Genomic DNA, 24055 nt, shown 5'->3' with positions numbered 1-24055 from the left:
TATTATTTTACAACGATATTCACAAGTTTACCTGGTACATAGATAACCTTAACGATTTGTTTACCTTCTGTAAATTCTTGAACACGGCTAGATTCTTTAGCCAATGCTTCCAATTCTTCTTTCGTAATATTCACAGAAACAGTTAATTTATCGCGAACCTTACCATTAACTTGAAGAACCACTTCTACTTCGTCTACTTTAAGAGCAGATTCTTCGTATGTTGGCCAGTTCATAGTATGAACAGATTCAGTTTCGCCAAGTTCATGCCACAATTCTTCTGTAATATGTGGCACGAATGGAGCTAATAACAACACGAGATTATGTGTTAACTCATTAGCAAGACCAGCATTTACAGATTCTGCTTTGTCCTTGTGTGCATACATAGCATTAACAAGTTCCATAATCGCACTAATTGCCGTATTAAAGTTGAAGTTATTATCTAAATCTTCTGTAACCTTTTTGATAACACGGTGTAATTCGCGGCGTAATGCCACTTCGTCTTTTGTAAGGTCACCCGTATGATTTTCTTTTGCTGCTTGGTCATACGCATCAACAATACGCCATACGCGACCTAAGAAACGATAGGAACCTTCAACACCTTGGTCACTCCAATCAAGATCGCGGTCAACTGGTGCTGCAAACAAGATGAATAAGCGCGCTGTATCAGCACCGTACTTATTGATAATTTCTTCTGGAGAAACCACATTGCCTTTAGATTTAGACATCTTGCTGCCTTCTTTAAGTACCATACCTTGTGTCAAAAGACCACGGAATGGTTCGTTAGCTTCGATGAGGCCTAAATCATGGATAACTTTCACAAAGAAACGAGAGTATAACAAGTGCAAGATAGCATGTTCAATACCACCGATGTATTGGTCAACGTTCATCCAGTAATTAGCAATTTTGGAATCGAATGGTGCTTTATCGTTCAATGCGTCAGTGTAACGCAAGAAGTACCAAGAGGAATCGATGAATGTATCCATAGTATCTGTTTCACGACGCGCAGGGCCACCACATTTAGGGCATTTAGCGTTCATGAAAGCTTCGGATGTTGCCAATGGGGATACTGCACCGGATTCAAATTTAACATCTTCAGGAAGACGTACAGGCAATTCTTCTTCTGGTACGAGTTGTTCACCACATTTTTCGCAATATACAACAGGAATTGGCACGCCCCAATAACGTTGACGAGAGATAAGCCAATCGCGAAGGCGGAAATTAGTTTTACCTTCACCGATACCGCGTTCATGAAGTGCAGCCGTAATATTTTTACGAGCCTCTTCAGATGTTTGACCATCAAATTCACCAGAATTAATCAACACGCCATCTTCGTGGTCAGATTCTTCCCATGTATCGAAATTGTAGTTTTCACCATTGTGAGAAACAACAGGTTTAATAGGCAAATCGTATTTATGAGCAAATTCCCAGTCCCGTTCGTCATGAGCAGGAGAACCCATAACGGCACCAGTACCATAATCTACGAGAACATAGTTAGCAATCCAAATAGGCACTTGTTCACCAGACATAGGATTTACCGCATAGGAACCGGTAAACATGCCTTCCTTAGGTGCTTCTGTAGACGTGCGATCGATATCGCTCATGTTGCGCATACGCGTGATAAAAGCATCTAAATCAGTTTTGTTAGGTGCATTTTCAATTAAACGTTCTACATATGGATGTTCAGGAGCCAATACAACGTAACTTACGCCGTAGATTGTATCTACACGAGTCGTATATACGGAAATACGTTCGTTAATGGATGGCACATCAAAAGAGAATTCTGTACCTTCAGAGCGACCGATCCAATTCTTTTGCATCAATTTAACGCGTTGAGGCCAACCATCGAGTGTATCGAGATCATCTAACAAGCGATCTGCATATTCAGTGATACGGAGGAACCATTGAGATAAATCTTTTTTCTCTACAGGATTATCACAACGCCAGCAAAGACCATCAATAACTTGTTCGTTAGCTAATACAGTGTGGCATGTTTCACACCAGTTAACCTTTGCTTCTTTTTTATAAGCTAAACCTTTTTTATAGAATTGTTCGAAGAACCATTGTGTCCATTTATAGTAATCTTCTTTACATGTAGCAACTTCACGGTCCCAATCATAGGAAAGACCCAATGCTTTTTGTTGTTTTTTCATGTTCTCAATATTATCAAGAGTCCATGTTTTAGGTGCAATACCATGTTTAATAGCTGCATTTTCTGCAGGCATACCAAAGGAATCCCAGCCCATTGGATGCAATACGTTAAAACCATTCATTTTTTTAAAACGCGCTACTACGTCGCCGATGGAATAGTTGCGCACATGGCCCATATGCAAATTGCCAGATGGATATGGGAACATTTCTAATGCATAGTATTTCTCTTTACTTTCGTCATATTCAGTTTTAAAAGTATGGTTCTCATCCCAGTACTTTTGCCACTTTTTCTCAATATCTTGGGCTACATATTTTTCGTTCATGTAGGTGCCTCCTCAAATCTGTTTGTGATTCTAATTAATAGTATTATTGTACTACTTCGTACCATAAACCGTCAATTTATCTACTTTTTTACTACTTGAACAGCGGGAACGATAGACGCTATATCATTACCAACCTTTTGCTTTTCATTCACAGTCTTAGCATTCGCTTTTGTACGTTCTTTAGATGCTTTAGCTTCGGCTTTTGCCTTTTCTTTTGCAGCTTTAGCTTCTGCTTTTGCCTTCTCCTTAGCTGCTTTAGCTTCTGCTTTCGCCTTTTCTTTAGCTGCTTTTTCAAGAGCCTTACGTTCAGCCTTTGTTAATGGTTTTTCAACAACAGGCTTAGGAGCTTCAACAACTGGTGCTGTGTTAGGTGTACCTTTACCTAAATCAACGCCTTGAATCATTGTAATCGTAGTATCATCTTCAAAGCCTTTACGCCATGCAGCAAAGCCGGCCAATTGTAATTCTTTCACTAGGTTTAATTTATATCCTAAGGATTTATTATCTTCAAACCAAATCTTATCGGTACCACTAGTTGTTGGAATAGCTGCATAATAAGATTTTAACGTATCATTCCAAATAATATTCGATGCGTAATTTGTGAAATAAGATGATTCATTTTTAATGGCCAATGTTTCACCCCGTGCCACACCGCCTGATTCATGCCAAATTCTAGTGTAGAATGGAATGCCAAGAACAAGCTTATGACTTGGTACCTCTTGCAACATCTTCTCAGCATGATCGCGTACCCAAGGATAACTTGCAACCGGTCCTGCTGTAGTACTCTTGGCCCATGTTTCGTCATAAGCCATTAATACGACATAATCTACACTGTTAGCGAAGGACTTACGGTCATATACAAGAGACCAATTTGGACTATTAGAATATCCCGTTACATCTACAGAGGATTGAATATTATACTTATGTAATTCGTCAGCTAAGTATGCTACGAATCTTGTCAATTTATCACGGTCAGAATAGTCTACATTTTCAAAGTCAAAATTATATCCATCAAATCCATAAATATAAGCGTATTGAATGAGATTTTGAGCGTATTTTTTCCACACTGCTTCATCGGCTAAGATACCACTCGTAAAATCTGGATCAAAACGATTTGTAATAAGCGGCCACACATGATATCCGTTGGCCTTGTATGCTTTCACATAGTCCACATTAATATTAGGACTAGATTCTAAGCCAAGGCTATGCAATTTGAACCAACTTGGAGAAATGATGTTATCTCCGCTGACATTCAATTTTTTCGCATACGGCGCATCTTGGTTAGGCCATGGGTCAAAGGCCCAAGATAGAGGTCCTTGGACAGGTTTATTTTGCAATACTTGCATCGTCTCTGGCGCAGCGGTCAATTGAACGTGATCACCATCCTTTGTATAGGTGACGCCTATCAACGGTGTTGCATTTTCTACATCAACATACTCGGCACCATCCCGTTTGGTAATCGGTAATTTAACCGGCTCTCCAACGGCTTTAGGATTCATCGTAATGGTTGTACCATTCAGTTCTAGCTGTGGTACATAGATTGTATAAGATGTCTTATATTGATTGGCCTCATAATTACGGTTGGTCGTATTTAAATATTGTTGTAATGGCACCAACACTTCAGCCTGTACAGTATTACCAGAAATACTAGATAATACAGCAGCTGCCAAGGTAGTGACCATAGCAAATTTACGTAACATGTATGTCTCCTATAATTTATGCTGACTAGCTTTTGTTTACATAACAATTCCTATATTATATCATACATATATCGACACTTATAATTTCTATGCTTATAAAAGCATGAACGTTTGTTCATAAAGGAGTTCATATGCATCAATATCTATTTTTCATAGGCGATTTTCCAATTAGGGCCTACGGTGTCATGTTAGCACTAGCCATCATTAGCGGAGCCTCTGTAGCCTATTTCTTACTCAAAAAAGACGGTCGTGGATGGCACGAGCACATTGTTGATTTCTCCATTACAGTCGCTATAGCAGGTCTTATCGGCGCCCGCTTATGGGATGTATTTTTCTTCGATTGGCATTACTATGGCAATCATCTCCTCGAAATCCCTTTCGTATGGCAAGGAGGCATGGCTATTCAAGGAGGCGTCGTACTCGGTACATTAGCCGGTTATTGGTATCTAAGAAAACATAATATCGATTTCTGGGCCTTTGCCGATATTTTTGCGCCAGCCCTCATTTTAGCTCAATCGGTTGGGCGTATGGCTAACCTGTTTAACGGAGATGCCTTTGGTCATCCTACGGGTGGAAATTTTGGTATTCTCTATCCTGAAAGCACCCTTGCATACCGCACTTATGGTAATCAGCCATTATGGCCAGCTGAAATTTGGGAAGGCCAAATCGATATTCTAATCTTCGTGATCTTACTACTCTTTAGCTCATTCAAACATGCTAAAGGACAAGTGTTCGTTCTATACGCTATCTTGTATTCTACAGCGCGATTCTGCTTAGAATTCTTACGCGGTGATTATGTAAACCTCACAATGGGACTTAAATCAGCACAGATGACGAGCCTCATTGTTATGATTGTAGGTATCTGTTTATTTATCTACTTTGGTTATCTAGATAAAAAGCAACAAGGTGTGGCTGAAACAGTACCAGAAGCACCACAAAAACAAAAGAAACGTAAATAATAAAATCCTTCATTCACGGATACACAACATCCATGAATGAAGGATTTTTTATATCTATTCAATTATTCTAACGATAGACTATGAGCGACAACCATCATTTACAGTTGTTCTTGTGCCTTTAATGCGTCAAGTTCTTCTAATGCACGATTGGCAATGAGAGCATTTTTCTCTTTTTTCTTACGAATCCGTTGAGGCCATGATTCCATAATACCAAAATTAACATTCATAGGTTGGAAATTAGATCCTTCATAGGAAGATATATAGTGGCTCAATGATCCGATAGCCGTCGTTTTAGGGAAGTTGATAAATGCATTATCATCAAGATATCGTTTTACCTGTAACCCTACCATGAGCCCTGATGCGGCTGATTCAAGATACCCTTCTACACCTGTCATTTGACCAGCAAAGAATAGTCGATGATCAGACTGTAATTGGAATGCATGATTGAGCAATTCTGGAGAATTGATATACGTATTACGATGCATCACACCATACCGAATAAATTCTGCATTTTCTAGGCCAGGGATTAAGCCAAATACGCGTTTTTGTTCGCCCCATTTTAAATGAGTTTGGAACCCTACGAGGTTAAACATAGTGCCCTCTTTATTTTCCTTACGCAATTGCACAACCGCATAGGATTCTTCATTGGTACGCTTATCCACTAAGCCTACTGGTTTCAATGGACCATAACGCAATGTATCCTCTCCACGAGATGCCATGATTTCCACAGGCATACAACCTTCAAAATAGATTTCCTTTTCAAAATCCTTAGGCTGTACGGCCTCAGCATGGGTCAATTCGTGCCAGAAGTGTTTATACTCTTCTTCATTCATAGGGCAATTAAGATAATCTGCATCGCCTTTATCGTAGCGAGACGCAGCAAACACCTTATCATAGTTAAGAGACTCTGCGGTCACAATAGGGGCCGCTGCATCATAGAAATAAAAACCCATATTACCGGTTAATTCTCTAATAGCATCACCTAGTGTTTCAGATGTTAATGGACCAGAAGCAAAGATAACGGTTCCTTCTGTAGGGATAGATGTCACCTCTTCATGATGCACTGTAATATTAGGGTGACTTTTTATCTTATCAGTTACCATAGCACTGAATAGATGACGGTCAACCGCTAAGGCACCACCAGCAGGTACAGCTGTTGCATCTGCACATTCCATAATTAACGAGCCTAATCGACGCATTTCTTCCTTTAGTAGACCAACAGCATTCTCTATATTACCAGCGCGCAAAGAATTACTACAAACTAGTTCAGCAAATTGATCCGTTTGATGAGCCGGAGAACTCTTTACAGGACGCATTTCATATAAATCGACAGCAACGCCACGATTGGCAAGTTGCCACGCTGCTTCAGAACCAGCTAAGCCAGCCCCTATAACAGTAACTCTATTTTCACTCACTCTTTGTATCCTCTTCTTTCTTTACTGAATCATCAGACTTTTTCTTTCTCGTTTTCTTAGGTGGTCTAGTTGGACATGTTTCATTGGAGCAGAATTTCTTCGTCGTACCATTTTTATATGATTTTTCAACGATAATGCTACCACATGTATCGCAGAACTCATGAGTAGGCTTATCCCATAACGTAAAATCGCATTGTGGATAACGATTACAACCATAGAAGATACGACCACGCTTAGATTTCCGTTCTACGATTTCTCCTTCACCGCATTTAGGACAAGCAACACCGGTACCAACCGTAATCGGTTTAGTGTTCTTGCATTCTGGGAAGTTAGAACATGCTAAGAATTTACCATAGCGACCGAATTTATAGACCATAGGATGACCACAAAGCTCACAGGTTTCATCACTTTCCATGGATGCGATTTGAATTTTGTCTACATCGCTAGCATCATCCAATTCTCGCTTAAATATATTGTAAAAATCAGTCAATACCTTCACATACGTATCCTTACCATTAGCGATGGCATCGAGCTCCTCTTCAAGTTCTGCAGTAAACCCAGTGTTGATGATTTTTTCAAAATAGTCCACTAAAAAGTCTACTACTACAAAGCCGAGTTCTGTAGGTATGAATTGTTTATTATTTGTTTCTACATAGTTACGGCTAACGATAGTATCTATAATTGGCGCATATGTACTTGGGCGACCAATGCCTAATTCTTCCAATGTTTTGATAAGGCTTGCTTCAGAATATCTAGCAGGCGGTTGCGTAAAATGTTGTTCTGGGTCGATAAGTACAGTTTCCACCACATCAGATTTCTTCAACGCTGGTAATTGTGGCGTATCTTCTTTCTTACTATCTTCATAGACTGCACTAAATCCAGGGAATAACACACGAGAACCAGTTGCCTTAAAGGTATAAGTATCATCAATATCTAGTTCAATGGTAGTGGACTCATTTTGTTGTGGTGCCATTTGGCTAGCCATAAACCGATTCCAAATCAGTGTATATAACTTTAGTTCATCGCGATTTACAAATGGTTCTACCATTTTAGGTGTCAATTCAAGAGATGTAGGACGAATGGCTTCATGCGCATCTTGAGCTGATTCCTTCTTACCATATACATTCGGTTTAGCAGGGCAATAGTCATCGCCATAGGTTCTCTTAATATAGTCTCTTGCCTGTTCTTGCATATCTTTGGATATACGTGTAGAGTCTGTACGCATATAGGTAATTAAACCAACATGACCATAAGAACCGATTTCCAAACCTTCATATAAATGTTGCGCAATCATCATGGTCCGTTTAGCCCCAAAATTAAGCTTACGAACACCATCTTGTTGCAATGTAGATGTGGTGAAAGGCGGAGCTGGTTTACGGCTTCGTTTACTTTTCTTAACAGATGTAACAGTAGCCGTATGGTCCGCAATAGCTTTTTGGATTGCTACTGCATCTGCTTCACATTTAATATCTAGTTTGTCGCCCTTTACATGAGTTAGTTCAGCGGCAAACTCTTCATTAGTTTTCGTCTTAAATTGTCCTTCAATAGACCAATATTCTTGAGGTACAAAAGCTTGTATTTCACGTTCTCGTTCACAAATGAGACGTACAGCTACGGATTGAACACGACCAGCGCTCAAACCTTTGCAAACCTTTTTCCATAATAGAGGGCTTAATTTATACCCTACAATGCGGTCTAGTACACGACGGGCTTGCTGTGCGTCAACCATGTTCATATCCACAGTACGTGGATGCTCTAAAGCCTCTGCAACAGCAGTTTTCGTAATTTCATTAAAAGTAATACGACAATTAGATGTGATATCTACGTTTAGAATGTATGCTAAATGCCAGGAAATAGCTTCCCCTTCGCGGTCCGGGTCAGTTGCGAGCAATACGGCGCTACTTTCATCGGCATGGGCCACCAAATCATCAATCACCTTTTTACGTGCTACCAGATTACTATATCGTGGGGTAAAGTCATGATCAATGTCGATACCCATTTGAGATTTAGGCAAATCCCGAAGATGGCCCATACTGGCTTTCACAATATAATTAGGGCCTAAAAATTTCTCGATAGTCTTAGATTTAGCAGGTGATTCCACAATGACAAGGATTTTACCATCCGGATTATATACGCGAGGTTTTCGTTGCTCTGGTGGCATCGATGTAGCAACAATCGATTTGTCGCGTACAATACCAACTGGTGTCAATGCTTCTTTTGCTACCTTTTTATTAATCGTAGTCTTTTTCTTTTTTGTTTCTTGTTTTGGTTCTTTCGGTTCCCCAATAACGATTGATCGTTTAATGGACAAGTGCATCACTCCCGATTATGTTAATATAGCCCTTAGAATGAACCTTCTCAATCATATGTTTCATTTCAAGGTCTAATAAAATACTTTGTAATCGTTGTAATGGAATGTGTGTTTTCTTGATTAAATCGCCTACACTAATACATTGATCGGTAGGAATTGTACTCAACACGACCTCCCATTCCACCTTAAAGCTTAACACATCGGACCCTTGCGTATCAACTACACGGGGCTTTAACTCATAATCCTCGATTATATCTTGTGCTTTCGTTAATATATTAGCCCCTTGGCGCATGAGCCAGTGATTGCCCTCCGCTACATTGCTTAAAATACTGCCAGGCACCACATAGATTTCACGTCCTTCATTGGCGGCCATATCAGCAGTTATCAGAGACCCACTACTCGCCTTGGCCTCTACTACGATGATGATTTGTGAAAGCCCACTAATAATGCGATTCCTTGCGGGAAAATGGACACCTGACGGCGGTGTACCGGGAGGATATTCTGATACTAATAAACCATTGTTCTTAAGAACGGCATCAAATAACCGTTTATTCTCCGGTGGGTATACAATATCTAAACCGCATCCCATTACAACGATCACTTGTCCCTTTGCCGCTAAAGCACCTTCATGGCTATGACTATCTATCCCCCTCGCACCACCACTGACTATGGCTACATTATACGCAGCTAGTTCCTTACCTATCCGCAGTGCCACATTACGACCATAATCGGAACATTTTCGAGCTCCTACCATGGCAATTTTCATCGTTTCATCATCTAACAACGATATATTTCCTCTCACAAATATGACGGCTGGCGGATTGTATATCTCTTGTAAATGCCCAGGGAATAATACGTCAAGGTACGTAATATATTCTATATGCCAGTTCTTAAGAGCTTTATAGATAGTCCGTAATCGTTCGTCGGTCGCCTCTTTCTCGATTTGCCTATATTTTGTGGACGGAATGCCTAGTATTGTCGTTAGGTTCTTACGATTTTGTAAAGCACACCATGCCTTATAAGGATCTCCAAACTTTTCGACTAAATCACGTATCGTTGCCGCTCCTAGTGAAGAAATACTCTGCATGGCGGCAATGTAAAAATTACTTTCATACTGTTGCTCCATCATGAACTCCTATCCTCGACACATGATATGGAATGTGCCGATACATCATCGCTTCTGAAATATGTTCGTTTTCTATATATAAGGACCCATCTAAATCTGCAATGGTTCGACTCACCTTCAGCAATCGATCAAAGCTACGCCCTGTAAAATGAAATCGTTCATATACGTCTCCTAACAAGCCCCAGCAATCATCGCGTATATTACAAAGTTCACGAATAGCGCCATGTGGCAAGGCACCATTTGACTTAAAGGGTTGGTCTTGGAAACGTTCTAATTGCATCTGGCGCCCTTGCTCCACGAGTTGTTTCATATCTGCACTGCTCATAGAATCAGAATTCATACATAACATATCGTTAAAACTAGGTCTCTCTACAAGGATGAATAGATCTATGCGGTCCAATATAGGTCCAGATATTTTATGCTGATATCTTTCTAATTCTGTAGAGCTACAAACACACTCCTTATGAGGGTCCCCATAATATCCACAAGGACATGGATTAGCGGCGAGTATACATATAAAATCTGCTGGATAGTCATAACTATTTTGTAACCGATTCACAGTAATCATATGAGATTCTAATGGTTGCCGTAACGCATCTAATATATAGCGCGGAAATTCTGGTGCTTCATCAATAAATAGCACCCCTTTATGGGCTAATGTAATTTCTCCCGGTTTTGCATTACTACCGCCCCCTATGATGCTCGCCAAGGTTGCTGTATGGTGAGGACATCTAAAAGGCCGTTTAGCAATCAGCCTATTCTTTTCGAGCAACCCTGCCACATCATGAATGCGTGTTGTTTCTAGCCGCTCCTCCCAACTTAGGGGTGATAAAATGGTTGGTAATCGTTCTGCCAACATAGTTTTACCAGATCCAGGCGGACCTATCATCATCACGTGGTGAACACCAGCAGCAGCAATAACCATGGCTCTTTTTCCTAGTTCTTGGCCTTGCACATCCTTGTAATCAATGAGGCTGTTGACCGCGTCATTACAATCGTCATCAACAGTGTCTACACGATATTCATCCGGTCGTATTACAAGTTTCACAATATCCGCCAATGTATGTGCACCATAGGATGTGATTGCTTCTATATTGTGCAGCAATGATACATTATCCAAACTTGTAAAGATCGTAAGAATCTTGTCATCAAGTGCTTTCATAGCCATACTAAGAATGCCTTGTGTCTTTTTTAGACTGCCATCTAAGGATAATTCGCCTATAAACAGAGTTGATTGTAATAATTTTGTTAATTTAGGTTTGCGTAGCCTAATTTGACCTGATGCGGCTAACACGCCTATGGCTATGGGCAAATCTAATCCGGAACTACTTTTTCTGACCTCTGCAGGCCCTAGATTAACAACAATACGACGCATAGGAAAATCAAATCCACTATTTTTAATAGCTGCCCGTACGCGTTCTCTCGATTCTTTTACAGCTTGATTTGGGAGTCCCACAATGTCAAAGACAGGTAGCCCTTGAGATATGTCCACCTCTACTGTTACAACGACGCCATCTAAACCATCTATGGTAGCACCATAGACCTTTGCATACATAATGGACCTCCTACATGAAACACTGAGGCATATAGTGTACAGTGGCCTTAAAATCCTCATGTACATATACCTCAACTACATCAAAGGATAGTTCCTTCCATTTGCGGTTCTGAGCCCGCAAATCCCGTATAAAATACATAGCTGCCTGCTTAATATGCTTTTGTTTACGTTTTGAAACGGCCTCCCGTGGCAATCCATGGGTGACACCACGACGCGCCTTGATTTCAATAAAATGATAGGTCAGCCCATTTTTAGCGATAATATCGATTTCACCTACCTTTGTTTTGTAATTGGTCGTTACAATTTTCAATCCTTGTTGCTCAATATACTGTCGAGCAATATCTTCTCCCCAATTACCAAGAGCTTTTGCATCTAATAGGTTACAATTTTGTTCACAATTCATCGTATTCATGATTACCTCCTTATGTATATAGATGCTTTCGAATACTTATATATACAACATATGACGGTCTGACCATGAATGTAAATAGAAAAGAGGTTCCTAATAGTCACCTAGGTGACCAATAGGAACCTCTTTTCTATAGATTTTTCATTTTTATTTCACAATAGAGTAATCTATTTATTTTTCTTCTCGATGCCATCCAACAATTGACTTAATCGGTTCAAAACTCTTTCTATGCAGTGGTGTCACACCTTGCTTCTCAACAGCCTCTTTGTGGAGTTCTGTATAATATCCCTTATGTATGCCAAAACCATAACCAGGATATTCTTCATCGAGGCTTTTCATATATCGATCCCGCGTAACCTTTGCAATGATGGATGCCGCTGCAATATTAGCACTTTTGCTATCGCCCTTGATGATGGATTCAACAGGAATTTTCAAATCAGGTAATTTCATCGCATCCGCTACGACAGCCTCTGCAGGTATATCAAGGGTGCGAATAGCCTCATACATCGCTTGACGTGTGGCCTCATAAATATTGAGCTCATCAATTTTTTCTGGACCATAGGAGATACAGCTGACCGCTACAGCTTCCTCCATGATGATGTCATACAATGCTTCGCGTTTCTCTTCAGTTAGCTTTTTAGAATCATTAAGGCCTGGAATTAATGTCATAGGCGGTAAAATGACTGCAGCTACTGTAACAGGGCCAGCAATGGGACCACGCCCTACTTCATCGACGCCAGCCACATGATATAGCCCTTCATCATAGAACATGCCTTCATAGTCGTACATGCTCATCAAGCGTTGTTGTTCTTTTAGCTCTTTTTCTTGACGTTTAATATAGGAGGCTGCTAATTTTTGAACGGAACTACGAGTATCCTCTTGTGCTAATGGTAAAATTTCCAGAGCTTGTTCCGTTTCAAAAAGGGCCTTAATATCAGCTACCTTTAACTTAGCGAAGATATCCTTATCCATGATATGTTTCCTCACCATCTTCTGGATAATACGGTTCTTCATTAACTTGGTCTAGTGTAATTGTACCAAGCTTTGTATTACGATAGTCTTGCAAAATAATGCGGCGCGCCTTATCAAGGTCTACAACACCACCGCTTACAAGACAGCCTCGACGACGACCAATGCTTTCAAGAATTGTATCCACATCGGCCATCTCTTCTTCTTTTAATTTGTAGCGTTCAATCAAGATATTAGGTGTATTCGTCAATAGATGGTTTAATAATTGCTTAATTACGTGCTCTAAGTCATATACATCATCAGAAATGGCACCTGTCATAGCAAGACGAGCAGCAGCCCGTTGGTCCTCTAATTTAGGCCATAATACGCCTGGCGTATCAAGCAATTCCATATTCTTACCAATTTTAACCCATTGCTGACCACGCGTGTGACCTGCCTTGTTAGCCGTACGGGTTGCTGCAGAACCAGCCAAGGAATTAATCAATGTAGATTTTCCTACATTAGGAATGCCTAAGATGATGGTACGTATGGATCGGCTACGAATCCCCTTTGCAACCCATCGATCAATGATAGGTTTACTGAGACGTTCTACAGTAGATACTAATTTCTTATTACCCTTACCAGACTTGGAATCGATGGCTAATACAGTAATGCCTTGTTGCGTAAAGAATTCTGTCCATTCCTTCGTTGCTTTTGGATCTGCTAAATCTACCTTATTTAACAGTACAATATGCGGTTTTTGACCAACTAACTCTAGGATGACAGGGTTCGCACTAGAACGAGGAATACGCGCGTCTAATAACTCGATAACAACATCTACCTTTTTGATGTACTCCGTTATCATGCGCGTAGCTTTCGCCATATGCCCAGGGAACCAATGTACGATAGGTGAATCTGCCATAATGTCTCCTTTCTATATATCTTGTATGAATGTATGTATATCTATATTTTAGCAAAAATAAAAGGCTGCCAACGGCAGCCTTTTAAGAACATTAGCGTTTTTCGCGAATACGAGCAGCTTTACCAGTAAGGTTACGTAAGTAGTACAATTTAGCACGACGAACAACACCACGGCGCATAACTTCGATTTTAGCTAAGCGTGGGCTGTGAAGTGGGAATGTACGTTCTACACCTACACCGGATGCAATACGACGAACTGTAAAAGTTTCACGTACGCCACCGTTTTGACGTTTAATTACCAAGCCTTCGAATACTTGGATACGTTCACGGCTACCTTCCACTACTTTTACGTGTACGCGTACTGTATCACCAGCACGGAAAGTAGGGATGTCTGTACGAAGTTGTTCTTGTTCGAGTACGTTAATAATGTTCATTGTTTCCTCCTGTTTGCAGACATTCAATACCTACACCTTATAGGCAGCGGACTGTCTCAAATTAACAGTAATATATTATCACAAGTCAATGTACAATGCAAGAGGTTACACACTATATCTTGTATAGATTTATATACCCATTTCACCACAACTATATACAAGTATATAGCTTAATCAATACGGCCTAATAGGTCATACAAATCTTGTCGATCCTCTGGCGATAATCGTCTAAACCGATAAGCTAACTGCTGTTCCCTATGTTCAACTAAACTATGTGCTTCTTCTTTCCCTGCATCGGTTAGTGTCACAACAGTTGTCCGCTTATCCATCGTATCGATGGTCTTTTCTACAAATCCCAATTGTATGAGTACATCCAGTTGCTCCGATACGGTAGCTGGGCGAATCTGTAAACTATCCACTAATACACGTTGGCTCGTTCCCTTACCGATTGTATATAATTCCATAAGTATTCTATAACGTGAACCTTCACGCTTAGCCGTCACATTACGGAGGGCATTGAATAATTCAACATTTGTAATCATAATGACATCTCCTTACAACTTTGTATACTTTATGTATTCGACATAGATGCCAAAATTCCTGCATAAAGAAAAGGCAACCACAGTTGCCTTTCCTCAGTTTCACATAGTTAAGACAAATGTAATTTCCTAACTATATAAAATATATGTTATTTTAATGCACTAATATCGCCGATAATAGCCATTACGCTATAGGCTAAACGAACAAGTTGTAAACGGTTAGCTTTAATAGCTTCATCTTTGTCCATAACCATAACATCTTCAAAGAATTTGTTGATGGCAGGCACCAATGTAGCAGGTACTGCCACAACAGCGTCATAGTCATTTTTATCCCATGCATCGATACTTGCTTCAGATGCTTTCGTAGCCATTTCATACAAGGCACGTTCTGCATCTTCTTTCAATAGACTTTCATCAACACCAGTATATGTTACATCTTTCACAAGATTATACATACGTGTGAAAGCTTGTACTAATTCAACATTTTCATCAATGCGGTTTGCCAAGAGAGCTTTCACAAGACCTTCAGCATCCGCAACGGACAATTCATTGTTAGATAATAACAAGTCGATTACGTGATGAGGTACTTCACGGTCAAGGAAGATATTTTTCAAACGCAATGTAATGAATTCTTCTACTTGGCCAAGCAATTTATCTTGTTTATCTGCAGGCACATTGAGAAGATTCATAGATTCCACGATGATTGGGCGCAAGGAAATATTCCATTCGCTACCAAGCAAGATGTTCAAGATACCGATTGTTTGACGGCGCAATGCATATGGATCTTGAGAACCGGTAGGAATCAAACCACGGCTAAATGTTGCAACGATGTTATCGATTTTGTCAATAATGGACAACACTTTACCAGCTTCTGTTTGAGGCAATACGTCGCCTGCAAAACGTGGTAAATATTGTTCAAAAATGGCTTCTGCTACTTCTGGGGATTCACCGTCAAGTAACGCATATTCTTTACCCATTACACCTTGTAATTCGGTAAATTCTGTAACCATACCTGTTGTAAGGTCTGTTTTGGCAAGTTCAGTAGCACGTTCTAATACGACGCGCGCATCTTCGTGTAGTTCACATTCTTCACTGAACACACGGCCTAATGTTAACAAACGTTCAGTTTTATCTGCTAAGTTACCAAGACCTTCTTGGAATACGATTTTAGTCAAACCATCTTGACGGTCGATAAGAGGTTTCTTGCGGTCTTCGTTAAAGAAGAATTTGGCATCATCTAAACGAGCGCGCAATACACGCTCATTACCAGCTTGAACTACTTCAATAGAATGATCGGAGCCGTTGCGAACTGTTAAGAACATTGGCAATAATTTACCAGCTTGGTCAACCAATGGGAAGTAACGTTGATGGTCTTTCATTGGTGTAATGATGGCTGCATCTGGAAGTGCCAAGTAGGACTCTTCAAAGCCGCCGCACAATGCTGTAGGCCATTCAACAAGATAGTTAATTTCTTCTAACAAATCATCATCCCAAACGATAGATGCATTTTTAGAAGCTGCAATATCATGTAATTGTTTAGAGATCAATTCACGACGCGCATCTTGATCAACCATAACAAAGTTTTCTTTTAATGTGTCTACATAGGATGCTGCATTCTTAATAGTGATTTCATCAGCACCTAAGAAACGATGACCACGAGATACATTACCGGATTGAACTGTAGCAAATTCTACAGGAATTACGTCTTCATCAAGTAATGCTACAAGCCAACGTACAGGACGTACGAACTTAGCATCTAAATTACCCCAATGCATGGATTTAGGGAAGTTAAGACCTGTAATCAATTGTGGTAACATGTCTGTGACAATATCTTTTGCAGGTACGCCTGCCGTCTTAGTTTCAGCATAAATATAGCCGTCTTCTACAACGAGATCAGCTACATCAAGACCTTTACCACGAGCAAAGCCGATAGCTGCTTTTGTAGCATTGCCGTCAGCATCATATGCGATGGATGCAGAAGGACCTTTATGACGTTCGCTGATTTCAGCGGATGTGTCAGCAAGACCTTTCACGATAAGAGCCAAACGACGTGGTGTGCCGTATGTTGCGATGCTTTCAAAAGGAAGATAGGCATCATTTAATTTTGTTTCAGCCAATTGTTTCAATTGACCTAAGATATTTGGCATAAAGCCGGCAGGAATTTCTTCTGCACCGATTTCAAATAATAAATCTTTTGCCATCTTATTTATCTCCTTTCAAAAGTGGGAAACCTAATTCTTCGCGTTTAGCAAGATATTGTTGTGCACAAATACGAGCTAATGCACGTACTCGGCCGATGAAAGCAGTACGTTCGCTGATGGAAATAGCGCCACGGGAATCAAGCAAGTTGAATGTGTGGGAACATTTCAATACATAATCATAAGCTGGTAATACATAGCCGGCGCCACAAACGCGTTTTGCTTCTGCTTCATACATATCAAATAATTTGAAAAGCATATCTGTATCAGCTAGTTCAAAGTTATAAACGGACTGTTCAACTTCATTAGCATGCCAAACATCACCGTATGTAACGTTTTCATTCCATTTAAGGTCATATACGTTTTCTACACCTTGAATGTACATAGCCAAACGTTCTAAACCGTATGTAATTTCTACGGAAACTGGTTTACAGTCAATGGAACCAACTTGTTGAAAATATGTGAACTGCGTTACTTCCATACCGTCGAGCCATACTTCCCAGCCAAGGCCCCAAGCGCCCAATGTTGGAGATTCCCAGTTATCCTCTACAAAACGAATATCGTGATCTTCAGCGTGAATACCAAGTGTTGCCAAGGATTGTAAGTACAATTCTTGAATGTTATCTGGAGATGGTTTCACGATAACTTGGAATTGATGATGTTGGAACAAACGGTTAGGGTTATCACCATAACGACCATCTGCTGGACGACGAGAAGGTTCTACATAACATACAGCCCATGGTTCAGGACCAATAGCATGCAAGAATGTTGCAGGGTTCATTGTACCTGCACCCTTTTCAATGTCATATGGATTTTGAACGATACAACCTTGTTCACTCCAAAACTTTTGTAGATTTAGTATAATCTCTTGAAATGTCATTGCTGCCTCCACTTTACACAACCGACATAAAATCAACCATTTCGTTACAAACAAAAAAGTCCCTGTAACGAAAAACGTTACAGGGACGAGTATACCCGCGGTTCCACCCTATTTGGCTTGCGCCCTCTTTTTTCTATGTTGGCCTTTACTAACAGATACCTGCGTTCCTGCCAATGCTCTACAGCGCCTTCAACCAAATGTGAGCTTACACCATCCTCACTCGCTAGAGAGGTTTACTACTCTGCTTCATCGCATATATTATACACAATATTGTAGCAATACAGAGGGAGAAATGTCAATAATATATAAAAATGCCCTTATACGTAAACATATTATTCTTGACAAGGAACATATTCATTTATAGAAGTCAAAAACTCATCAACAGTAAGTATTTTTATATCATGACATAATCTTAAAGTATTACAATAATCAACAACCCCTCTAAGACGCTCTTTTGATGGTGAGTCTAATCCTCCAAGTCTATTAATTTGCCTATTTAAAGACTCATATCCATTATTAAACTCAGTAGATTCATCACCGGGATTAAAAACAAGTATAAACCTATATCTTAAATTTGATTGAGAAATAACAAACTCATTTAATATACATTTCTCAAAAAAATGTATTGTATCAGCTAACTTTCTTTTGGTTTTAGAACGAGTATCTTTATTTCTACAATCACTATTTTTAAACTCTATAAGATTAATCCAATTATTATGCTTTACTAATGCATCAACACTAGCAAAAGATTTAATCCTTAACTGATTACAAAAATTTTGCATAAATTTATCGTAGTCATATGCAAATAACTCACATCTACACCATGAATTATCATTTCTACAATCATCTTTCGCTAATTCAGTGATAGTATTTAGTTCAGCATCATGATTATCTAGGAACTCTATGACTTGACAACACATAAAATAGCCCCCATATTATTAATCTAATTATAATCTAACTCGTCAGAAATATTATTTAATATAGAAAAAGTATTTGCCATTTTCTGATAAATTTCAGTTGTATTTTCCACTTCAGAGAAAGTAATCAATGAATCAGTTCCAATTTTTGATAAATAATATTTACATTTTTGATTAAGTTCATATTTTTTCGAAAATACTTCTATAGCTCTCAAGAAAAATGGACTATGAGTAGTTAATAATATCGTTAAATCAAAATATTTCTGTAACAAAACCAATAGCTCAGCATATACAATTTGCCATTCAGGATGAAGATGAATTTCTGGTTCATCTAAAATAAGAATATCTCGATTTACTATCAGGTTATCAGTTATTAATTTCTTTATAATTAAAAATGACTTTAGACCTGTAGATAAATTAGAAACATTGATTCCCTCAGGATAATCATTATTTTTTAAAGTATATCTACCATCGTCCTTTAAAACAAGTTGACCTTTTATAACTAAATTAATCTTATCTTCTATTTCTGCATATTTATCTTTTGCTATAATTTTTTCTATTATTTGATCATTCTCTTCAAATGAATATTCTCTAGAATGTAATAGTTTATTAGTATAATTATTTATTGCAGCACGACCATTAAGTGAAGATGATGATCTATTAATACGAGAATCTATTATATATGGATCATCTACATAAATAGCTTTATTTGTTAATTGAATTTCATCTTCTAAGAAAATACATTTATTTTCTGAAAACTTAAGATTAATATGTTTATTTTTAATAACTAAATCTACATGAGCTGGATCAGAGATTGTCATATTATTAATTTGATTATCAAAAATATCATTGAAATAGTTCGTGATTACTTCCGCTTTAATACGATTAGTTTCTAAACCATCAATTTCCTTTGAAGACTCAGTAAATAGAGCCTCAATATTTGATTGTAATAGTTCCAAGGTTTTATTACTTATAAGTCCATTCAAAAAATCTAATATATCTTTAGAAGTATAATTAGATTCAAACCTACTTCGTTTAAATAATTCTAATAAATAAGGCGAACCAAGAATAGTATCATCTTCAGAACTATAAGAAGAGAATTCTTTAAAAACTCTGGCAATAATTGCATCATGTTTATATTTATCAATAGCCTCATTAAAACTATTGAATTGTGAAAATAATGCAAATAATATTTTACCAATAGTACTCTTGCCAGTATTATTATTACCCGCAATAACAGTAATCCCATTAAATTCTAAAGTAGCAGATTTTATTTTTCCAATATTATTAATTTTTAATTGCATTATATTTCTCCACTACACTAATAAAAAAAATATATATATATCATCTTTCATATAATGATATCTGTCAAGAAGTCAATATAAAAATATGATAATTATGAATAGTAAATAATTCTTATAATTTATAAAGCATATATTAGTTATTAAGTTCCCTTAGCGATACGATCTAAGAGTTCAATATAGCTTTGTTTATTTAATGCTGGTGTAAAGTTATCTAATACATCTTTAGCTCCTGTAGCATCATCGTATAATAAGTCTACGATTGTCATAGCCAAGGCTTGTGCTGTTTTAATGTACGCTACATCAGGTACAGAGATTTCATATTCTGCACTGTGTAGTACACCACTGATGCAGCCAACCCATGGGTGGATAACAGGCATCAAGTGAGATACGTCCCCCATGTCTGTACTAGCAGTAATATGTGGACCTTGGTATACATTGGCTTCACCAAAAATAGGATTTGAATTTTCTCGTAATAGAGCATTCATACGTTCATCATTACACATCGGTAAATAACCAGGTAGGTCGTTGATAACACATGTAGCCCCTACTGCATCGCCACCAGCTTTTAATGCTCTGTTAACACGATGGTTACCATCTACAATAGCTTGAATATTAGAAGCACGCACATAGCTTTCAACTTGAACATAATCAGGCACACAGTTCACCAGTGTACCGCCTTGATTAATGATTGGATGGAATCGGAAATAATCGCTTTCTTTGAAAGTTTCACGAATCGAGTTAACCCCCATAACGCCCATTAAAGCAGCATTAAGAGCATTGATGCCTTCATGCGGTGCTTGAGCGGCATGAGCTACCTTGCCGTGATATTCAATCAATTTAGATACAAAACCATTAGAGGTACTGCCTAGACCCATTTCACCAGCTGGAGTTTTGGCAGTCTCCACATGCATTTGCATAGCCATATCGATATCATCGAAAGCACCTTCATAGATGAGTTGTTGCTTACCGCCCATATATTTCAGTTTTCCTTTCTCACGCAATTTGTTGCGGTAATCAATTTCAATCATTTCCTCTGCAGGGACAGCAAATAATACGACATCACCAGCTAGCTCATCCATCACCGCTTGTAAGCCCATAGCGACAGCAAACATATTCGTAATTTGTACATTATGACCACAGCAATGGGCAGCCCCTGTTAAATCATCAGCGCGAGGATGGCGAGGACAGAGAATGGCATCTAATTCTCCCACCATTGCAACCGTATATTTACTATCCCGACCTTTCATTCTACCTTTTACACCTGTCAATGCATGCCCTGTAGTATAAGAAATGCTAAGTTCATCAAACATAGCTTGAACCTTTCTAGAGGTTTTTACCTCTTTAAAACCTAGTTCAGGTTCAGCCATAATAGATTCAGCCAATTCTCGTAAACGCGGTTGTGCATCAACAATAGCTTTACAAACACGTTGTTTTACTTCTTCCTTTGTCATAAAAAGAACATCTCCTTTTAAAATCGACCGTACTTTCATACGGTCGATAATTTTTTAACAAAGCATATTTATTTACTACTATAATATGAATAACTATATGCTAAAAACACTATTAAATTAAACCTTCTAAATGAAGCATAATTTGAGCCAAAGCACTAGCACATATAAATGTACCTGCTGTAACAGCTAGTGCTACGGGAATAATTCTCCATGATAATCGACGAAATGCTGCTAAATCTTTACCTAAAGATAAACCTGCATAGGCTAATACAGGTGTTGTAGTAGCTAAAAATGTAACTTGACTTGTTTTAGCTATAATCCATTCTTGTCCTGGCATAATAGGTAAAGATGCAATAACACCAACCAAAGACACCCAGAATACCATAGGTAATTTATTTGCATATGGCAAATGAGAAATAATTCCTCCAATAGTTGCAAGAATGGCCATAATAGCAACACCGATTAAGCTATCACTAAAAAGATGCTTTCCATCCATTACATTACCTACAGCAGTAATAATTGCAGCAATACAGATGACAATAATAAATTGTGTAATTTGTTCACTCTTACTCATGATGTACTGCCTCCTCTGCTAGATCTTGTTCACGTGTACGACCAGTAAAGAAATTATACGTTTTTTCCATTATTGGTAAGGATACGAATAAGCCAAAATAAACACCAAGAACAGTGGTCAATAAATTAGCTGCTCCCGATAATGCCATAATTTGTTGTTCATACTCCGGATATACTGCAACAATTGGCGCTGTAGCAGCTGCCATCATACTCGCACTACCAACACCAGCCCCCATTGCCAAAGCTAATGGATGGAATAATCCAGATGAAGCTAAAATTCCAGATAATACAGAAGCCCACATTGCACCAATGAGAACACCACAAATGTACATCCCCATAACACCACGACCTTCTGGCGAACTAAATCCATATTTGTCTATAATGATAGCTACATTCGGTTCTCTATCTACAGAGTAGCAAGCACCTACAGCTTCACGCCCCATTTTTACGAATAAAGCAACTGGTAATCCGAAAACAATCGTACCTAGGAAATGACCTAGTTCTTGTAATAACAAAGCCCAACCCGCACTTGTAAGAATTCCTAGGTTTGGACCAATACCAAGACCTACTTTTACCATCAGGATCATAACTGCTATACCAATATAATCAGCAGATTTTTCCATTTGTTGAACAGTAAGAATCTTAAACTTAGGAATAGAAATTAAAAGGCCAAGAATCAAAGTGTACAATAACGGTAATAAAACAATAGGTCCTAATTTCTGGATACCAATGAATTCAGCCACGACTGTAAGAACCAGTGTGAGAAAGTGAATTTTGAGATTCCCCAAAAGTTCCATAATAACCTCCTACAAATAACTAAATACCACTACGGTTTTATTATAATATATTCTCTCATCAGAATAAATGAATCCTATTATGTATACATATCAAAGTATCTAGAGTAATCAAACATTTGTGACAAATACCTATGCCTTTTGATTCATAAAGTACTCTGTTATAACTTGGTTTGGTGATTTAAAGTTTAAGACTTTTTGTGCAATGTTATTATATCTATTAGCATATCGACTATGTGCTTTTAGAAAACTCTCCATACTATTAAACTTACGAGAATAAAATCTCTCACTATCAATTCGATGACTGCGCTCTACCTTTCCATTCTGCCACGGAGAAAATGGTCTTGTCGTTTTATGCTCTATTTCTAATCTTTTTAATACAATATCAAATAAACACTCTCGATCTTTTACTCCATAGTTTGTAAATTCACGACCATTATCTGTTTGTATTGTATGAATAGGAAATCCCATTTTGGCTTCTAAATTTAATAAGAACCGACTTGTATTAGTAACACTTTTTTCATCTATAATTTTTAGAATTCTCTTTCTAGAAAACTCATCAATAGCTGTAAGTTGATAGTAAGATTTTCCTTGTGTTGAAAAGGCTAAACTCTCGCGAGGTACGTATTTTATATCAATCTGAACCTTTTCTCCTGGATATGTTACTAGATCTGGTTTCCACTTGCTTTTTGGAACAGATTTAACAACCTTTTTCTCTTTAATGTGACACCTTATTTGTCGGCACATAGAGCCATATGAGCGTTTATAACCACGCTTTTTTGCCTCAACATATACTTGAGACAGCCCTTCATGTTTAAACTTAGAATGCATACGCTTGATAAGTGCTAGTTCTTCCTCAGTGTGTTGATTAGGATGAGAATGTGGTTTACGACTATACAATCGAAGTGAATCGATAGTCCCGTCGAAACGCTTCACCCAACGTTGTACTTGTTGTCTACTAGTATGATAACGGCGTGCAGCTTCAGCATTATTTCCATACTTTATAGCATATTCACATACTCGTTTACGAAATCTTAATTCTTCAGTTATAATAGAATGCATGAGAAGGAACTCCTTTTGTTGTAATGTTTGGATTAAGCAACTTCATTATAACAGAGTTCCTTCTCATTTTTTATTCACTTGTCACAAA

Annotated in this window: 20 protein-coding genes; 1 reads left to right on the top strand and 19 read right to left on the bottom strand. The window is 38.4% G+C overall.

What is annotated here, in order from left to right; all coding sequences use genetic code 11:
- Positions 1 to 2 precede the first annotated feature (2 nt).
- Positions 3 to 2471 (bottom strand): leucine--tRNA ligase, encoded by a 2469-nt coding sequence (leuS, locus tag HMPREF1504_RS03205; protein WP_038123384.1) that lies wholly within the window; start codon positions 2469 to 2471, stop codon positions 3 to 5.
- Positions 2472 to 2551: 80 nt separating this feature from the next.
- Positions 2552 to 4171, bottom strand: coding sequence for a glycosyl hydrolase family 18 protein (locus HMPREF1504_RS03200; RefSeq protein ID WP_038123381.1), 1620 nt, complete (start codon positions 4169 to 4171; stop codon positions 2552 to 2554).
- Between the two features lie 131 nt (positions 4172 to 4302).
- On the opposite strand from HMPREF1504_RS03200, the gene lgt reads away from it, so the two are divergent.
- Positions 4303 to 5130, top strand: a complete 828-nt coding sequence (lgt, locus tag HMPREF1504_RS03195) for a prolipoprotein diacylglyceryl transferase (protein WP_038123379.1) — start codon at positions 4303 to 4305, stop codon at positions 5128 to 5130.
- A gap of 98 nt (positions 5131 to 5228) precedes the next feature.
- Here lgt and trmFO read toward each other — a convergent pair whose 3' ends face one another.
- The 17 genes from trmFO to HMPREF1504_RS03110 all read right to left on the bottom strand — a co-directional run bounded on the left by trmFO (position 5229) and on the right by HMPREF1504_RS03110 (position 23967).
- Entirely contained in the window at positions 5229 to 6545 is a 1317-nt protein-coding gene (gene trmFO, locus HMPREF1504_RS03190; RefSeq protein WP_038123378.1) for a methylenetetrahydrofolate--tRNA-(uracil(54)-C(5))-methyltransferase (FADH(2)-oxidizing) TrmFO, read from the bottom strand.
- Positions 6538 to 8856, bottom strand: a complete 2319-nt coding sequence (gene topA / locus HMPREF1504_RS03185) for a type I DNA topoisomerase (protein ID WP_038123375.1) — start codon at positions 8854 to 8856, stop codon at positions 6538 to 6540. The genes trmFO and topA overlap by 8 nt, the downstream gene beginning before the upstream one ends.
- Complete coding sequence (gene dprA / locus HMPREF1504_RS03180) at positions 8846 to 9982, bottom strand: DNA-processing protein DprA (protein WP_038123373.1); 1137 nt, start codon at positions 9980 to 9982, stop codon at positions 8846 to 8848. Before dprA ends, topA begins: the two co-directional genes overlap by 11 nt.
- A complete protein-coding gene (locus HMPREF1504_RS03175; RefSeq protein ID WP_038123371.1) occupies positions 9966 to 11537 on the bottom strand; it encodes a YifB family Mg chelatase-like AAA ATPase in 1572 nt (523 codons plus the stop codon). Before HMPREF1504_RS03175 ends, dprA begins: the two co-directional genes overlap by 17 nt.
- A 10-nt stretch (positions 11538 to 11547) precedes the next feature.
- Positions 11548 to 11949, bottom strand: coding sequence for a YraN family protein (locus HMPREF1504_RS03170; RefSeq protein WP_005379862.1), 402 nt, complete (start codon positions 11947 to 11949; stop codon positions 11548 to 11550).
- Between the two features lie 168 nt (positions 11950 to 12117).
- Complete coding sequence (locus tag HMPREF1504_RS03165) at positions 12118 to 12918, bottom strand: ribonuclease HII (protein ID WP_038123369.1); 801 nt, start codon at positions 12916 to 12918, stop codon at positions 12118 to 12120.
- Entirely contained in the window at positions 12911 to 13816 is a 906-nt protein-coding gene (gene ylqF, locus HMPREF1504_RS03160) for a ribosome biogenesis GTPase YlqF (RefSeq protein ID WP_005379959.1), read from the bottom strand. Before ylqF ends, HMPREF1504_RS03165 begins: the two co-directional genes overlap by 8 nt.
- Before the next feature lie 91 nt (positions 13817 to 13907).
- Entirely contained in the window at positions 13908 to 14249 is a 342-nt protein-coding gene (gene rplS, locus HMPREF1504_RS03155; protein WP_005377523.1) for a 50S ribosomal protein L19, read from the bottom strand.
- A gap of 170 nt (positions 14250 to 14419) precedes the next feature.
- Positions 14420 to 14791, bottom strand: a complete 372-nt coding sequence (locus tag HMPREF1504_RS03150; protein WP_038123366.1) for a MarR family winged helix-turn-helix transcriptional regulator — start codon at positions 14789 to 14791, stop codon at positions 14420 to 14422.
- Positions 14792 to 14937: 146 nt separating this feature from the next.
- On the bottom strand, positions 14938 to 16989 hold the full coding sequence (gene glyS / locus HMPREF1504_RS03145; protein ID WP_038123363.1) for a glycine--tRNA ligase subunit beta: 2052 nt from the start codon (positions 16987 to 16989) through the stop codon (positions 14938 to 14940).
- A 1-nt stretch (position 16990) separates the two neighbouring features.
- Entirely contained in the window at positions 16991 to 17866 is an 876-nt protein-coding gene (gene glyQ, locus HMPREF1504_RS03140; RefSeq protein WP_005377537.1) for a glycine--tRNA ligase subunit alpha, read from the bottom strand.
- 332 nt (positions 17867 to 18198) lie between these two features.
- Positions 18199 to 18786 (bottom strand): hypothetical protein, encoded by a 588-nt coding sequence (locus tag HMPREF1504_RS03135; RefSeq protein ID WP_038123361.1) that lies wholly within the window; start codon positions 18784 to 18786, stop codon positions 18199 to 18201.
- 23 nt (positions 18787 to 18809) lie between these two features.
- Positions 18810 to 20087 carry an AAA family ATPase gene (locus HMPREF1504_RS03130; RefSeq protein WP_051411667.1) on the bottom strand — a complete coding sequence of 426 codons (1278 nt, stop codon included), beginning with the start codon at positions 20085 to 20087 and terminating at the stop codon, positions 18810 to 18812.
- A 140-nt stretch (positions 20088 to 20227) separates the two neighbouring features.
- Complete coding sequence (locus HMPREF1504_RS03125) at positions 20228 to 21538, bottom strand: amidohydrolase (protein WP_038123359.1); 1311 nt, start codon at positions 21536 to 21538, stop codon at positions 20228 to 20230.
- Between the two features lie 112 nt (positions 21539 to 21650).
- The gene (locus tag HMPREF1504_RS03120; RefSeq protein WP_038123356.1) at positions 21651 to 22112 is read right to left on the bottom strand and encodes a hypothetical protein; all 462 of its coding nucleotides are present in this window, start codon (positions 22110 to 22112) and stop codon (positions 21651 to 21653) included.
- Positions 22105 to 22908: a DUF3100 domain-containing protein gene (locus tag HMPREF1504_RS03115; protein WP_038123354.1), complete on the bottom strand. Its 804-nt coding sequence runs from the start codon at positions 22906 to 22908 to the stop codon at positions 22105 to 22107. The genes HMPREF1504_RS03120 and HMPREF1504_RS03115 overlap by 8 nt, the downstream gene beginning before the upstream one ends.
- 129 nt (positions 22909 to 23037) lie before the next feature.
- Positions 23038 to 23967: an IS481 family transposase gene (locus HMPREF1504_RS03110; protein ID WP_005379765.1), complete on the bottom strand. Its 930-nt coding sequence runs from the start codon at positions 23965 to 23967 to the stop codon at positions 23038 to 23040.
- Between the last annotated feature and the right edge of the window lie 88 nt (positions 23968 to 24055).

The sequence above is a fragment of the Veillonella sp. ICM51a genome (genome assembly GCF_000524355.1).
Lineage (GTDB): Bacteria > Bacillota > Negativicutes > Veillonellales > Veillonellaceae > Veillonella > Veillonella atypica.
This window is presented reverse-complemented; position numbering and strand designations above follow the sequence as displayed.

Bases quoted from the DNA above. Each gene is read 5' to 3' on its own strand.
- leuS (WP_038123384.1), bottom strand. From the start codon at position 2,471: ATGAACGAAAAATATGTAGCCCAAGATATTGAGAAAAAGTGGCAAAAG.
- HMPREF1504_RS03200 (WP_038123381.1), bottom strand. From the start codon at position 4,171: ATGTTACGTAAATTTGCTATGGTCACTACCTTGGCAGCTGCTGTATTA.
- lgt (WP_038123379.1), top strand. From the start codon at position 4,303: ATGCATCAATATCTATTTTTCATAGGCGATTTTCCAATTAGGGCCTAC.
- dprA (WP_038123373.1), bottom strand. From the start codon at position 9,982: ATGGAGCAACAGTATGAAAGTAATTTTTACATTGCCGCCATGCAGAGT.
- HMPREF1504_RS03175 (WP_038123371.1), bottom strand. From the start codon at position 11,537: ATGTATGCAAAGGTCTATGGTGCTACCATAGATGGTTTAGATGGCGTC.
- HMPREF1504_RS03170 (WP_005379862.1), bottom strand. From the start codon at position 11,949: ATGAATACGATGAATTGTGAACAAAATTGTAACCTATTAGATGCAAAA.
- HMPREF1504_RS03165 (WP_038123369.1), bottom strand. From the start codon at position 12,918: ATGGATAAGGATATCTTCGCTAAGTTAAAGGTAGCTGATATTAAGGCC.
- ylqF (WP_005379959.1), bottom strand. From the start codon at position 13,816: ATGGCAGATTCACCTATCGTACATTGGTTCCCTGGGCATATGGCGAAA.
- rplS (WP_005377523.1), bottom strand. From the start codon at position 14,249: ATGAACATTATTAACGTACTCGAACAAGAACAACTTCGTACAGACATC.
- HMPREF1504_RS03150 (WP_038123366.1), bottom strand. From the start codon at position 14,791: ATGATTACAAATGTTGAATTATTCAATGCCCTCCGTAATGTGACGGCT.
- glyS (WP_038123363.1), bottom strand. From the start codon at position 16,989: ATGGCAAAAGATTTATTATTTGAAATCGGTGCAGAAGAAATTCCTGCC.
- glyQ (WP_005377537.1), bottom strand. From the start codon at position 17,866: ATGACATTTCAAGAGATTATACTAAATCTACAAAAGTTTTGGAGTGAA.
- HMPREF1504_RS03135 (WP_038123361.1), bottom strand. From the start codon at position 18,786: ATGTGTTGTCAAGTCATAGAGTTCCTAGATAATCATGATGCTGAACTA.
- HMPREF1504_RS03130 (WP_051411667.1), bottom strand. From the start codon at position 20,087: ATGCAATTAAAAATTAATAATATTGGAAAAATAAAATCTGCTACTTTA.
- HMPREF1504_RS03125 (WP_038123359.1), bottom strand. From the start codon at position 21,538: ATGACAAAGGAAGAAGTAAAACAACGTGTTTGTAAAGCTATTGTTGAT.
- HMPREF1504_RS03120 (WP_038123356.1), bottom strand. From the start codon at position 22,112: ATGAGTAAGAGTGAACAAATTACACAATTTATTATTGTCATCTGTATT.
- HMPREF1504_RS03115 (WP_038123354.1), bottom strand. From the start codon at position 22,908: ATGGAACTTTTGGGGAATCTCAAAATTCACTTTCTCACACTGGTTCTT.
- HMPREF1504_RS03110 (WP_005379765.1), bottom strand. From the start codon at position 23,967: ATGCATTCTATTATAACTGAAGAATTAAGATTTCGTAAACGAGTATGT.